The sequence below is a fragment of the Lysobacter sp. TY2-98 genome, assembly GCF_003367355.1.
Lineage (GTDB): Bacteria > Pseudomonadota > Gammaproteobacteria > Xanthomonadales > Xanthomonadaceae > Cognatilysobacter.
On record NZ_CP031413.1, the window covers coordinates 2,247,882 to 2,261,815 of the forward strand.

Below are 13,934 nucleotides of genomic sequence, written 5' to 3' on the forward strand. Positions count from 1 at the left end.
CACTCAATGGAAATCGCGGGAGCTCGTCGACAGCGCGCCGAGCAGGTGATCGAGATTCTCGAGTCGATGGGCGATGAGGTGCTGCACACCGTCGCCGGCTTCCATGTGTCCGCGCACCAGCAGCAGGCGTGATCCCAGCAGCGCGCGCCGGTCGCGATCGGCAATGCGCTTCCAGACGACGATGTTGGTCAGGCCGTCCTCGTCCTCCAGCGTCAGGAACGTCACGCCGCTCGCGGTTCCGGGGCGCTGACGCAGGGTGACGATGCCGGCGAACGCCACCTTCGTATCGTTCGGTAGTGCCTTCAGTTCGCGCGACCGCCGCAGCCCGCGCTTCGCCAGTGCACCGCGCAGCAGCGACAACGGATGACGCCCGAGCGTGAGGCCCAGCGTCGCGTAGTCGGTGCGGATCTCCTCTTCGACGCTCGGCAATGGCAGCGCGACGCGCCCCTCCTGTGCGGTCACGGTTTCATCGAGCAGCGGTGTCTTCGATTCGACGCCCGCCATCAGCCAGCGTGCCTTGTGGCGATGGCCAAGCAGGCCGCGCAGTGCGCCGGCATCGGCCAGCACGTTGCGCTCGCGCGCGTTGAGGACGGCGCGCTTGCAGAGATCGGCGGCATCGGTGAACGCACGTTCGTTGCGCGCTGCGACGACGCGATGCCCACCGGCCTCGTTGAACCCGTCGATCAGCCGCATGCCGAGACGCAGCGCAGGCGGCTGTGTGCGCTCGTCGGGTGCACCGCGGAATTCCAACGTGCAGTCCCAGTCGCTGAAGCGGATATCGACCGGTCGCACGTCAATGCCGTGACGACGCAGGTCCTGCACGATCTGACTGGGCGAGTAGAAGCCCATCGGCTGCGAGTTCAGCAGGCCGGCAGCGAATGCTGTGGGCTCGTGGCACTTGAGCCACGCGCTCTGCCAGCACAGCAGCGCGAAGCTCGCCGCGTGCGATTCCGGGAAACCGTAGCTGCCGAAGCCTTTGATCTGTTCGAAGATGCGTGCGGCGAACGCTTCGTCGTAACCGTTGCGTAGCAGGCCCTCGGTCAGCTTGAGACGGTGTTCCTCCATCTTGCCGCTGCGTTTCCACGCCGCCATCGATCGCCGCAACTGGTCGGCGTCGGCCGGTGAATAGCCCGCGGCGGTGATCGCGATCTGCATCACCTGCTCCTGGAACAGCGGAACGCCCAGCGTGCGCTCGAGGATCGGTCGCAACTCGTCCTTCTCGTAGGTGACCGCCTCCACGCCCTTCTTTCTTCGCAGATAGGGCTGCACCATGTCGCCCTGGATCGGCCCGGGCCGCACGATCGCGATCTGGATCACCAGGTCGTAGAACGTCGATGGCTTAAGGCGCGGCGCCATCGTCATCTGCGCCCGCGATTCGATCTGGAACACGCCGATGCTGTCCGCGGCCTGGATCATCTCGAACACCTTCGCGCCTTCGTCGGAGCGGTGATCGCAACGCGCGATGTGCGCCATCGAGATGTCCCGCCGACCGCTGTCACGCAACAGATCGAGCGTCTTGCGGATGCAGGTGAGCATGCCGAGCGCAAGGCAGTCGACCTTGAGCATGCCCATGTACTCGATATCGTCCTTGTCCCATTGCACGACGGTGCGATCGTCCATCGCTGCGTTCTCGACCGGCACGATGGTGGAAAGATCGTGCTCGGAGATCAGGAACCCGCCCGGGTGCTGCGACAGATGCCGCGGCATGCCGACCAGCTCACTGGTCAGCTCGACCAGCTTGCGCATGAGCAGCGTGTCGGGATCGAAACCGTTCTCGCGCAGATAGCCGGGAAGCGGCGCATCGTTGCTCCAGCGGTCCAGTGTCTTCGCCAGTTCCCCCGCCTGGTCTTCGGGCAGACCGAGCGCGCGGCCGACATCGCGCACCGCACTGCGCCCGCGGTAGGAGATCACCACCGTCGCCAGCGCGGCACGTCGGCGGCCGTAGTAGTTGAAGACGTACTGCAGCACCTCCTCGCGACGCTCGTGTTCGAAGTCGACGTCGATGTCCGGCGGCTCGTTCTTGCGGTTCTCGGAGATGAAGCGCTCGAACAGCATGTTCGACTGTCCCGGACGCAGCTCGGTGATGCCGAGCGCGTAGCAGACCGCGGAATTGGCGGCAGACCCGCGCCCCTGGCACAGGATCTTGTTGACGCGCGCGAACCGCACCACGTCGTGCACGGTGAGGAAGAACTTTTCGAACTCGAGCTTCTCGATCAGCTCGAGTTCCTTCTCGATCAGCTTTTCGGTGAGGCGCCGATGCCCTTCCGCCGGCGGCACTTCCTTCCAGCGCCGGCGGATGCCGATCTTCACCAGCTGCCGCAGCCACGTCGCCGGTGTATGCCACGACGGCACGAGTTCGCGGGGATACTCGTAGACTAGGTCGCGCTTGAGATGGAACGTGCAACGCGCGGCGATCGCCAGCGTCTCGTCGAGCATGTCGGGCGGATAGATCGCCGACAGGATCGCGCGACTGCGCAGATGGCGTTCGCCATTGGGAAACAACGCATAGCCCGCCTCCTTCAGTGACGTGCGCAAGCGGATCGCCGTCATCACATCCTGCAGCTCGCGTCGCGCACGCACGTGCATGTGGACGTCACCGCTGGCCACGCAACGCAGGCCCAGCGCGCGCGCCGCATCGCGCAGGGTGCGCAGGCGGCCGGAATCGTTCGGCCCGCAGTGCAGCTCGACCGCCATCCAGCAGCGCGACGGAAAGCGTTCGCGCAACCAGCGTCCCTGCTCGAGGTCCGGCGTGTCGCCGGGCAACCACAGCGCGAGCAGGCCTTCGAGCGGACGGTCGAAATCGCTCGCAAGCAATCGATACTCGCCTTTTTCGGCGCGGCGGCGCGCATCGGTGATGAGACCGCACAAGGCGGTATAGCCGGCCTTCGACTCGACCAGCAGTACGCAGCGCGGGCCGTCCTCGACACGCATCTCGCTGCCGACGATCAGCGGCAGCTCGAATTTCTCCGCCGCCATGAGCGCACGCACGGCGCCGGCGAGCGTGCACTCATCGGTGATCGCGAGGGCGGTGTAGCCCTGCTCCTTCGCCCGCGCGAACAGTTCGTTCGCCGTCGATGCGCCTCGCTGGAAGCTGAAGTCCGACAGGCAGTGCAGCTCGGCGTAGTCCGGTGGCGCGTCGTCGTTGGCCGCGCGCATCACGCGAACCATCCGTGCAGCACGAACGGTGGCACTGGATCGCCGAAGCGGCGCAGCGGGCGATATACCCAGGCGCGCTGGCCGTGCACGGTCTCGACGACGTAGTAGTCGCGGCGCACGTCACCACCATCCCACCAACCGGACTCGATGCGCTCGGGGCCGGTGACGAGGCGCGCAATCGGTTCGCGCAAGGTATGCGGCGTCGACACCAGCCAACCGGGACGCGCCAGCATCGGCGCTTCTCGCGGCATCGCCACGATCGCGTTGTCGGCCACCCGCTCGGGACGGTGATCGGCATTCCACGCGACGTCGTGCACCGCGGCGTCACCCAGCCTCGCGCGCAAGCGTTCGCGCAGCTGCGTCCACGGCATGCCCTGCTGCGCACGCGTATCGAACAGGTCGCGCGCGGCGGGCACGAAGCGCGGCAGCTCGCGCGCCTCCAGCCGGATCGCACGCACCGGTGCGGGCAAGGCCGCCTGCTCGACGCGGCCGCGTGCGAGTTCGAACAGCATCGCCGCATCGCGTTCGGGTGCGAGCAGACCGACGCGGACTTCGCTCGGCGGCAGGAACTCGTGCTCCATCCACAGCGAGAAACGCTGCACGCCGTCGTCGCGACTGACGAGGAACGCCGCGAGATCAGCGGTGAGACGCCGCAACGGGAACAGCAGGGCGAGGCTCGACTCGATCTCAGCCTCAAACTCCATGCGCACTTCGAAACGATCGGGCGGCTGGTACATCGTCAACGGCCCCGCGCCACCACGCAGGCGATCGAGGTGCCGCAGCAGCGTCGGCGGAAACCGCTTGTTCAACGAGGCGCGCGGCAAGGCGAGTACCTGCCCGAGCTTGCGCAGCCCCATGCGCGAAAACGCCTGCGCCATGTCGGGCGGCAGACCGGCGCGCGCGATCGGCACGTCACCGAGTGCGCGATCAAGACTGCGCTCGTCGACCGCCAGACTGTCGTGCACGTTCGCCAGCACGCGCGCGGCATGCGGATTCGGTGCGGCGACGATGCGATGGCGGATGCGCTGCGCATTCAGGCCTTCGCGCAGACGCGCCTCGAAGCGCGGCCATTCACCGAACAGGCGACGGCTGCGACGCACTTCGAGCACGATCGCGTGCGACAGATCGAGGCTGACCTGCGAACTGAAACCATAGGCCCAGGCCGCAATGCGTTCGCGCGTGCGTTCGACCGTGGCGATATCCAGCACGACGAAGCGGCACGGCACGCCCAGTGCCTGTGCCGCGGCGAGCTTCATCCCGGGGCGCAGTCCCGATGCGCGTGCCGACGGACTGACCGAATGCAGCACGCGCGCATTGGGCGCGCCATCGAGCAATGCCATCGGCGCGTCGGCGTCCTCGACATCGCGGAGGACGGCGTCGAGTGCCAGTTGCGGCAGGAAAAGGCAGGCCCAGTCCATTGGACGCTCACCGGGCGCGACGTGCGAGCAACGACCGTCGCGCAGACGGTGCACGTACGACGGAGGCGCGGGACGTCGTCATGCCGCTGCAGCGCGATCGAGCTTCCGACGGTGAATAGACGATCTCCATCGCCGACTCACTGCACCGCACGCGGAAACGACACGGGCTGCGACGGCGGATTCGCGCCGCGGCACTTGAGCACGCGGATCTGCCGCGGCTGGCCTTCGACAACCAACCGCAGCGGCGCCGGCGACGGATTGCGCGCGGCCGAGAGCGGCCGGATCGCGACACCGCGGCAGCGTCCGCTTTCCGCCGCGACCTGCAGACGGCGCAGCGGGCGGTCGTCGCCCATGCCCTGCGGCCAGCACAGCACCGCCGCGCATGCACCGGATCGCATGCACTGCTCGGCCGCCCACAACGCATCGCGGGGCGCAGCACGCACCAGATGCAGGCGATCCAGGCGCACGCCGGCCGCATGCCAGGCCGGCGCATACGGCAGATGCGGCGGTGCGACCAGCACCACCGGCGCGTCCTGCGAAGCCTGCGCGAGCATCGGCCACAGCAGCTCGAGCTCGCCCATCCCATCGCCCGGAACCAGTACTTCGTTGAGGCCGGCCGCCACCCAGCCCTGTCCAGGCAACACCGCATCCAGCGACGCCAGCCCGGTCGGTACGCCGTCGCGGGCGGGCGAAGCAGGCGTGCGGCCGCGCCAGATCGGCCGTTCGCGCAGCAGCCGGTCGAGGGCATGCACCTCCCCCATCGGCCCGTCCGGCGCGGCATTCGAAGGTATGAGGGGGTGAGGCACGACCATTCTGTTAGCAATATTACTAACAGGATGACGGAGGCGCGCATGCCGCCGGTCGTCTCAGCGGGGTCTGCACTCCCGTGTGCGCGCCGTCACCCGCAGCCTGCGCGCGGCGCATCGCAGCGGCCGAGACCGCCTGCGCAATACGGCGATCCGCAGATGACGATTCCGACGACGCGCGCATCGCGCGATGCTGAAGGCCCTACTTCGGAAGTACGCATGCGTCCCTTCGACCTGCAACGCATCGACCATGTCGTCCTGCGCGTCACCGATCCCGCGCGCAGCATTCGCTTCTACCGCGACGTGCTCGGCTGCACGATCGCGCGCGAACGGCCCGACCTCGGGCTCACCCATCTGCGCGCCGGCGCATCGATGATCGATCTCGTCGACATCGCCGGACGTCTCGGCGCACGCGGTGGTGACGCGGCCGGCGACACGCGTCGCAACGTCGACCACATCGCACTGCGCATCGAACCGTTCGACGACGCGGCGATCCGCGCGCATCTCGCCTCGCACGGCGTGGATGTACCCGAAGCGACGTCCGACAACTTCGGCGCCGAGGGCGACGGGCCGTCACTGTACCTGCGCGATCCCGACGGCAATACGATCGAGCTCAAAGGCCCCGCACGCTGACCGCCACCATGCGATTCGAAGCGCTCCAGGCCGACATCACCACGCTGCGCGTCGACGCGATCGTCAATGCGGCGAACAGTTCATTGCTCGGCGGTGGCGGTGTCGATGGTGCGATCCATCGCGCCGCAGGCCCGGGCCTCGTCGAAGAATGCCGGCGCCTCGGCGGCTGCAACGTCGGCGATGCGCGCATCACGGGGGGCCATCAACTGCCGGCGCGTCATGTCGTGCACACCGTCGGGCCAGTCTGGCGTGGCGGTGACCGGGGCGAGCCCGAAGCCCTCGCGTCCTGCTATCGCCGCAGTCTCGCGCTCGCCGACGCCGCGAACTGCACGTCGATCGCATTCCCCTGCATCAGCACCGGCATCTACGGCTATCCGCTCGCACCCGCGGCCGAAATCGCGATTCGTACGGTGTCGACGTTCGACGCCGCGCATCTCGAACTCGTCGTGTTCAGCTGCTTCTCCGCCGGAGATCTCGACGTCTATCAGCGACTGCTTGCAGCGCTCGAGTGAACCCGCCGCTTTGCGCGCGGCATCATCGGCACGCGCTCAACGTCATACGACGGCGGAAAAACGCTGCCCGCGATCGCCTTCACGTGATCCAAGAGATCCATGCCTGCGTCATCGCTGATCGGCGATGGACGTCGAATCCCCGAAAACGAAAACGCCGGCACGGGGCCGGCGTTTCGTGATGCGATCGCAACGAACCTCAGTGCTTGAGGGTCTTGCGCAGACGCTCCAGCGCCGACAGCTGCGCGATCGACATCGCGAGCTGGTTCTGCGCCTGTTCGAGCGACATCTTCGGATCCTTCTGCGCGAGGATGCGCTCGGCTTCGTCCTTCGCCGCACGCACCGCCGCCTCGTCGATGTCTTCGGCGCGGATTGCGGTGTCGGCCAACACGGTCACGACGCTCGGCTGCACCTCGAGGATGCCGCCGGAGATCGCGAAGTCGAGCTTCTCGCCGCCCGGCAGCGTCACGACGACCTTGCCCGGCTTCAGGCGGGTGATCAGCGGCGCGTGCTTCGGCGCGATGCCGAGCTCGCCGAGTTCGCCGGTCGCGACGACCATTTCGGCGTCGCCGTGGAAGATCTCCTGCTCGGCGCTGACGATGTCGCAACGGATGGTGGATGCCATGGTGTTCTCGCTTGATTCGGAAGACGGCGGCGCCGACTCACATCGACGCCGCTTCGATCAGTCGGCTCAGCCGGCGATCTTCTTGGCCTTCTCGACCGCTTCCTCGATGCCGCCGACCATGTAGAACGCCTGCTCCGGCAGGTGGTCGTACTCGCCTTCGACGATGCCCTTGAAGCCGCGGATCGTGTCCTTCAGCGGGACGTACTTGCCCGGCGAACCGGTGAAGACTTCCGCCACGTGGAACGGCTGCGAGAAGAAGCGCTCGATCTTGCGGGCGCGCGACACGGCCTGCTTGTCTTCTTCCGACAGCTCGTCCATGCCGAGGATCGCGATGATGTCCTTGAGCTCCTTGTACTTCTGGAGCGTCGCCTGGACCTTGCGCGCGACGTCGTAGTGCTCGGTGCCGATCACGTTCGGATCGAGCTGGCGCGAGGTCGAGTCCAGCGGGTCAACCGCCGGGTAGATGCCGAGCGAGGCGATGTTTCGCGACAGCACGACGGTGGCGTCGAGGTGGGCGAAGGTCGTCGCCGGCGACGGGTCGGTCAGGTCGTCCGCGGGGACGTACACGGCCTGGATCGAGGTGATCGAACCGGTCTTGGTCGAGGTGATGCGCTCCTGCAGCACGCCCATTTCCTCGGCGAGCGTCGGCTGGTAACCGACGGCCGACGGCATGCGGCCGAGCAGTGCCGACACTTCGGTACCGGCCAGCGTGTAGCGGTAGATGTTGTCGACGAACAGCAGCACGTCCTTGCCCTTACCCGACGCGTCCTTCTCGTCACGGAAGTACTCGGCCATGGTCAGGCCGGTCAGCGCGACGCGCAGACGGTTGCCCGGCGGCTCGTTCATCTGGCCGTACACCATCGCGACCTTGTCGAGGACGTTCGAGTCCTTCATCTCGTGGTAGAAGTCGTTGCCCTCGCGGGTACGCTCGCCCACGCCGGCGAACACGGACAGACCCGAGTGCGCCTTCGCGATGTTGTTGATGAGTTCCATCATGTTGACGGTCTTGCCGACGCCGGCGCCGCCGAACAGGCCGACCTTGCCGCCCTTCGCGAACGGGCACATCAGGTCGATGACCTTGATGCCGGTTTCGAGCAATTCGTTCGCCGACGACTGGTCTTCATACGACGGAGCGGCGCGGTGGATTTCCCAGTGATCCGTCGCCTGCACGTCGCCGGCTTCGTCGATCGGGCGACCCAGCACGTCCATGATGCGGCCCAGCGTGCCGGCGCCGACCGGCACCGCGATCGCGCGGCCGGTGTTGACCGCCACGAGGTTGCGCTTCAGGCCGTCCGTCGAGCCGAGCGCGATCGTGCGCACCACGCCGTCGCCGAGCTGCTGCTGGACTTCGAGCGTGATCGCCGTGCCTTCGACCTTCAGTGCGTCGTAGACCTTCGGCACCGCATCGCGCGGGAACTCGACGTCGACGACCGCGCCGATGATCTGGACGATGGTGCCCGTGGTGCTGGGAGAGACCTGAGCGTTCATGGTTGTTTCCTTGGTAAATCGATTCGTTGGATGCGAGCGCGGGTGACGCGCTCAGCAGGGATCAGACTGCCGCGGCGCCGCCGACGATCTCCGAGATTTCCTGGGTGATCGCGGCTTGGCGGGCCTTGTTGTAGACGAGCTGCAGGGTGCCGATGAGCTTGCTCGCGTTGTCGGACGCAGCCTTCATCGCGACCATGCGCGCCGCATGTTCAGACGCCACGTTCTCGAGCACGGCCTGGTAGACCAGCGACTCGATGTAGCGCGTCAGCACGTGCGCGAGCACCGTCGGTGCGTCCGGCTCGTAGATGTAGTCCCAGTCGTGCTGCGCGACCTTGGTGGTCGACGCCGGCAGCGGCAGCAGCTGGTCGAACGTCGCCTGCTGCGTCATCGTGTTGATGAAGTGGTTGTAGCAGACGAACACGCGGTCGACCGTGCCGGCCTCGTAAGCGTCCAGCACCACCTTCACCACGCCCACGATCTGCTCGAGCTTCGGCACGTCACCGATGTGCGTGACCGACGCGATCAGGTTCACCTTCAGGCGACGGAAGAACACCGACGCCTTCTGGCCGATCGTGACGATGTCGACTTCGACACCCTGTTCCTGCCAGCGGCGGAACTCGCCCACCAGCTTGCGGAACATGTTGTTGTTGAGGCCACCCGCGAGGCCGCGATCGCTCGACACGATCACGTAGGCGACGCGCTTCACGTCCTTGCGCTCGACCATGTACGGATGCTGGTAGTCGGTGCTCGCCTGCGCGAGGTGGCCGATCACCTGCTTCATGACTCGCGCGTACGGACGCGAGGTCTTCATGCGGTCCTGCGCCTTGCGGATCTTCGACGCGGAGACCATTTCAAGCGCGCGCGTCACCTTGCGGGTGTTCTGCACGCTCTTGATCTTCGATTTGATTTCGCGTCCGCCTGCCATCTCTCGCTCGCTCTCGTGCTGCTACCGGGATCGGGCGCGGATATCACCGCGCCCGGATGACCGCTGGAATTACCAGCTGCCCGTCTGCGTGAACTCGCCGATCACCTGCTTGAAGGTGTTCTCGATCGAGTCGTCCCACGCGCCGCTCTGGTCGATACGCTTGGCGAGTTCGCCCTGCGTGTTGACGAAGTGCGCATGCAGGCCGGCTTCGAACGCACCGATCTTGTTGACCGGAACGTTGTCCATGAACCCCTTGTCGACCGCGTAGATCGACAGCGCCTGCAGCGAGATCGGAAGCGGCGCGTACTGCTTCTGCTTCATCAGCTCGGTGACGCGCTGGCCGCGCTCGAGCTGCTTGCGGGTCGCTTCGTCGAGGTCCGACGCGAACTGCGCGAACGCCGCGAGTTCGCGGTACTGCGCAAGCGCGATACGGATACCGCCCGACAGCTTCTTGATGATCTTGGTCTGCGCGGCGCCACCGACGCGCGACACCGAGATGCCGGCGTTCACGGCCGGGCGGATGCCGGCGTTGAACAGGTCGGTCTCGAGGAAGATCTGGCCGTCGGTGATCGAGATGACGTTCGTCGGGACGAACGCGGACACGTCGCCTGCCTGCGTCTCGATGATCGGCAGCGCGGTCAGCGAGCCGGTCTGGCCCTTGACGGCGCCATTCGTGAACTTCTCGACGTACTCCTCCGACACGCGCGAAGCGCGCTCGAGCAGACGGGAGTGCAGGTAGAACACGTCGCCCGGATACGCTTCGCGGCCCGGCGGGCGGCGCAGCAGCAGCGAGATCTGGCGGTAGGCGACGGCGTGCTTGGACAGGTCGTCGTAAATGATTAGCGCGTCCTGGCCGCGGTCGAGGAAGTACTCGCCCATGGCGCAGCCGGCGTACGGCGCGATGTACTGCATCGCAGCCGATTCCGACGCCGTGGCGGCGACGACGATCGTGTGCGCGAGCGCACCCTGTTCTTCGAGGCGACGCACGACGTTCGCGACGGTCGAGTTCTTCTGGCCGATCGCAACGTAGATGCACTTAATGCCCGTGCCCTTCTGCGCGATGATCGCGTCGACGGCCATCGCGGTCTTGCCGGTCTGGCGGTCGCCGATGATCAGCTCGCGCTGGCCGCGGCCGATCGGGATCATCGAGTCGACCGACTTGTAACCGGTCTGCACCGGCTGGTCGACCGACTTGCGCCAGATCACGCCCGGCGCGACGCGCTCCACAGGCGCCGACATGGTCGTGCCCAGCGGGCCCTTGCCGTCGATCGGCTCGCCGAGTGCGTTGAGCACGCGACCCAGCAGCTGCTCGCCGATCGGCACTTCGAGGATGCGGCCCGTCGTCTTGGCGACCGCGCCTTCGCGCAGGTGCTCGTAATCGCCGAGGACGACCGCGCCGACCGAGTCGCGCTCGAGGTTCAGCGCGAGCGCGAACGTGTTGCCCGGCAGCTCGATCATTTCGCCCTGCATGACGTCGGCCAGGCCGAAGATGCGGACGATGCCGTCGGAGACCGACGTGACCGTGCCTTCGTTGCGGGCTTCGGCGGCCAGACCGACCTGCTCGATGCGGGTCTTGATCAGCTCACTGATTTCGGACGGGTTGAGCGTGTTCTGCATGGGAGTTTCCCTGGTTCCGACGCGGGCGCCGGGAGTAGATGAATTCGTGGGCTTACGCGGCGAGCGCCGACTGCAGGCGCTCGAGCTTGCCCTTGACCGAGCCGTCGATGACGACATCGCCGGCATCGATCACCGCACCGCCGATCAGCGACGCATCGACCGCGGATTCCAGCTCGACCTCGCGCCCGAAACGGCGCTTGAGGCCATCACGGATCGCGGCGAGTTCGGCGTCACTGAGCTGCGAAGCGGACGTCACGCGCGCCTTGACGACGCGCTCGGCTTCCGCGCGCAGCTGCTCGAACAAGCCGGCGATTTCCGGCAGCAGCTCGAGGCGACGGTTGTCGGCCAGCATCGTCAGGAAGCGCTGCACGCTGGCGTCGCTGCCTTCGATCGCGAGCAGGCGCGTGGCCTTCTCGGACGTCAGCTGCGGATGCTTCAGCACCGCCTGCGCCTGTGGATCGGCAGCGACGCGGGCAGCGAAGGCCAGCGCCTGCGACCACGCGGTGACACGGCCTTCGTCCCGCGCGGCGTTGAACGCGGCGCGGGCGTAGGGACGGGCAAGGGTCAGGGCCTGGCTCATCGATGCGTCTCCGTCAGAGCTGGGCGGCCAGCTCGTCGAGCAGCGCGCGGTGGGCGTTGGCGTCGATCTCGCGACGCAGCACCTTCTCGGCGCCGACGACGGCGAGCGACGCGACCTGGCCGCGCAATTCCTCGCGGGCACGATTCGCGGCGGCATCGATCTCGGCCTGCGCGACATCCTTCTGGCGGTTGGCCGTGGCCACCGCTTCGGAATGCGCCTGCTCGACGATCTGGTTCGCGCGCTGGTGCGCCTGCTCGATGATCTCGTTCGCCTTCGCACGCGCATCGCGCACGACGGAATCGGCGCTGGACTGCGCCTGCTCGAGCGCCTTCTGGCTGTTGTCAGCCGCAGCGAGGCCTTCAGCGATCCTGCGCTGACGCTCTTCGATGGCCGCGTTGATCGGCGGCCAGATGAACTTCATGGTGACCCAGATCAGCACCGCGAAGGTGATCATCTGGCCAAAGAAGGTCATGTTGATATTCATGACAGCTCCGGTGATCGCATATCGGGCGGAATCGCCCGGTCAGCCGCCCGCTGGTGCGGGCGGCTTTGCAACGGATGACGCAGCGATCAGCCCGCGTTCGCGGCGGCCGTGACGGCGCCGAGCAGCGGGTTGCCGAACGCGAACAGCAGGCCGACGGCGAGCGCGATGATGAACGCCGCGTCGATCAGGCCGGCGAGCAGGAACATACGGCCCTGCAGCATCGGAACCAGTTCCGGCTGGCGCGCGGCCGACTCGAGGAACTTCGAGCCCATCAGCGCGATGCCGAGGCAGGCGCCGATCGCGCCCAGGCCGACCATCATGCCGATCGCGATCGCGGTCATGCCCTGCAGATGAGCGATGAATTCCATGGTGTTTCTCCTGCGGATTTAAGTGAAGTTTGAAGGGTGGAACGAAAGGGTGGAGCGGTACCGCGACAGCGGAATCGGGATCAGTGGCTCTCGTACGCGCCGGCGATGTAGACGACGGTGAGAATCATGAAAATGAAGGCCTGCAGCAGCACGATCAAGATGTGGAACAGCGCCCACGCGACGTTGAACGCCACGCCTGGCACGAACATGTAGATGCTGCCGCCGAGCAGGCCCGCGATGAGCATGAAGACCAGCTCGCCGCCGTACATGTTGCCGAACAGTCGCATCGCGAGGCTGACCGGCTTGACCGCGTACTCGATTAGGTTGAGCAGCAGATTGAACGGGGCGAGCACGAACGCCATGAAGCCGTGGCCATGGAACGGCGCGGTCAGCAGCTCCTTCCCGAAACCGCCGATGCCCTTCGCCTTCATCGAGTGATACAGGATGATGAAGAACACCGGGATCGACAGGCCGAACGTGGTGTTGAGGTCGGCGGTCGGAACCCAGCGGAAGTACGTGTGGTGCGCGACTTCGGCGCCCTGCGTCGTCTTGACGATCCAACCGGGCATGTCGAGCGGCAGCAGGTCCATGCAGTTCATCAGCACGACCCACATGAAGATCGTGAGCGCGAGCGGCGTGATCGAACGACGGTCACCGTGGAAGGTGTCCTTCACCTGGCCGTCGACGAATTCGAGGATCAGCTCGACAAGCGCCTGACCCTTGGACGGTACGCCCGGTGTCGCGCGGCGCGCGGCCAGGCCGAACCACAGGATGAAGATCAGGCCGAGCACCAGCGAGACGACCCACGTGTCGATGTGGAAACCGCCACCGCCCAGCTGGATGGTGTTCTGGGTCAGATGGTGCTGGATGTATTCGTTCAGGCCGCCGCCGGAACCGGTCTGCTCGCTCACTGAAAACACCTATCGATTCAGAAGTTGGGCCGGGACGGCCGCTACTGTCGCCACCAGCACGCCGATCAACAGCGGGAGTGCAGGCAGGCGCCACGCAACGAGGCCGAGCAACAACACGATGGCGACCGTGGCCCACTTGGCCGCCATGCCCAACAGGAGTCTCGCCATCGCGACGCCGGCGGTGCCGATGCCGCCACCGAGGGCGATGAGCATCGACACGAGTGCCGCCGCGACCACCGCGCCGCCGCCCACCGCCGTCGCGAGCGCATCGCGCACACCGAAGGGGAAGACGGCCAGCGAGGCCAACGCCGTCGCGCCGGCTTGCCAGACGATCGCGCGCGACGCCAGCCGGCGGCCTGCGGACAATGGATCGTGCACGCGGGATTCCGTCGGTCTGGAGACTGGCGCGAAAGC

The 13,934-nt window shown here is 66.7% G+C and carries 14 protein-coding genes; 2 read left to right on the top strand and 12 right to left on the bottom strand.

What is annotated here, in order from left to right:
• Positions 1-3 precede the first annotated feature (3 nt).
• The 3 genes from DWG18_RS10880 to imuA form a co-directional block, all read right to left on the bottom strand.
• A complete protein-coding gene (locus DWG18_RS10880; RefSeq protein WP_115647208.1) occupies positions 4-3,168 on the bottom strand; it encodes an error-prone DNA polymerase in 3,165 nt (1,054 codons plus the stop codon).
• A complete protein-coding gene (locus DWG18_RS10885) occupies positions 3,156-4,574 on the bottom strand; it encodes a DNA polymerase Y family protein (RefSeq protein ID WP_115647209.1) in 1,419 nt (472 codons plus the stop codon). The genes DWG18_RS10880 and DWG18_RS10885 overlap by 13 nt, the downstream gene beginning before the upstream one ends.
• A 137-nt stretch (positions 4,575-4,711) precedes the next feature.
• Positions 4,712-5,335, bottom strand: coding sequence for a translesion DNA synthesis-associated protein ImuA (gene imuA, locus DWG18_RS10890; RefSeq protein WP_115647210.1), 624 nt, complete (start codon positions 5,333-5,335; stop codon positions 4,712-4,714).
• Positions 5,336-5,599: 264 nt separating this feature from the next.
• On the opposite strand from imuA, the gene DWG18_RS10895 reads away from it, so the two are divergent.
• A complete protein-coding gene (locus tag DWG18_RS10895) occupies positions 5,600-6,013 on the top strand; it encodes a VOC family protein (RefSeq protein ID WP_115648146.1) in 414 nt (137 codons plus the stop codon).
• Positions 6,014-6,021: 8 nt separating this feature from the next.
• Positions 6,022-6,525: an O-acetyl-ADP-ribose deacetylase gene (locus DWG18_RS10900; RefSeq protein WP_115647211.1), complete on the top strand. Its 504-nt coding sequence runs from the start codon at positions 6,022-6,024 to the stop codon at positions 6,523-6,525.
• 196 nt (positions 6,526-6,721) lie between these two features.
• On the opposite strand, the gene DWG18_RS10905 is transcribed toward DWG18_RS10900, so the two are convergent.
• The 9 genes from DWG18_RS10905 to DWG18_RS10945 form a co-directional block, all read right to left on the bottom strand.
• On the bottom strand, positions 6,722-7,147 hold the full coding sequence (locus DWG18_RS10905; protein WP_115647212.1) for a F0F1 ATP synthase subunit epsilon: 426 nt from the start codon (positions 7,145-7,147) through the stop codon (positions 6,722-6,724).
• A gap of 66 nt (positions 7,148-7,213) precedes the next feature.
• A complete protein-coding gene (atpD, locus tag DWG18_RS10910) occupies positions 7,214-8,635 on the bottom strand; it encodes a F0F1 ATP synthase subunit beta (protein WP_115647213.1) in 1,422 nt (473 codons plus the stop codon).
• A gap of 61 nt (positions 8,636-8,696) precedes the next feature.
• Entirely contained in the window at positions 8,697-9,560 is an 864-nt protein-coding gene (gene atpG / locus DWG18_RS10915; protein WP_115647214.1) for a F0F1 ATP synthase subunit gamma, read from the bottom strand.
• Between the two features lie 69 nt (positions 9,561-9,629).
• Positions 9,630-11,177, bottom strand: coding sequence for a F0F1 ATP synthase subunit alpha (gene atpA / locus DWG18_RS10920; protein WP_115647215.1), 1,548 nt, complete (start codon positions 11,175-11,177; stop codon positions 9,630-9,632).
• A gap of 52 nt (positions 11,178-11,229) precedes the next feature.
• The gene (locus DWG18_RS10925; protein ID WP_115647216.1) at positions 11,230-11,757 is read right to left on the bottom strand and encodes a F0F1 ATP synthase subunit delta; all 528 of its coding nucleotides are present in this window, start codon (positions 11,755-11,757) and stop codon (positions 11,230-11,232) included.
• Positions 11,758-11,770: 13 nt separating this feature from the next.
• The gene (locus DWG18_RS10930) at positions 11,771-12,241 is read right to left on the bottom strand and encodes a F0F1 ATP synthase subunit B (RefSeq protein ID WP_115647217.1); all 471 of its coding nucleotides are present in this window, start codon (positions 12,239-12,241) and stop codon (positions 11,771-11,773) included.
• A gap of 86 nt (positions 12,242-12,327) precedes the next feature.
• A complete protein-coding gene (atpE, locus tag DWG18_RS10935) occupies positions 12,328-12,609 on the bottom strand; it encodes a F0F1 ATP synthase subunit C (protein WP_115647218.1) in 282 nt (93 codons plus the stop codon).
• Between the two features lie 80 nt (positions 12,610-12,689).
• Positions 12,690-13,520: a F0F1 ATP synthase subunit A gene (atpB, locus tag DWG18_RS10940; RefSeq protein WP_115647219.1), complete on the bottom strand. Its 831-nt coding sequence runs from the start codon at positions 13,518-13,520 to the stop codon at positions 12,690-12,692.
• 9 nt (positions 13,521-13,529) lie between these two features.
• Positions 13,530-13,898 carry a hypothetical protein gene (locus tag DWG18_RS10945; RefSeq protein WP_115647220.1) on the bottom strand — a complete coding sequence of 123 codons (369 nt, stop codon included), beginning with the start codon at positions 13,896-13,898 and terminating at the stop codon, positions 13,530-13,532.
• Positions 13,899-13,934 lie beyond the last annotated feature (36 nt).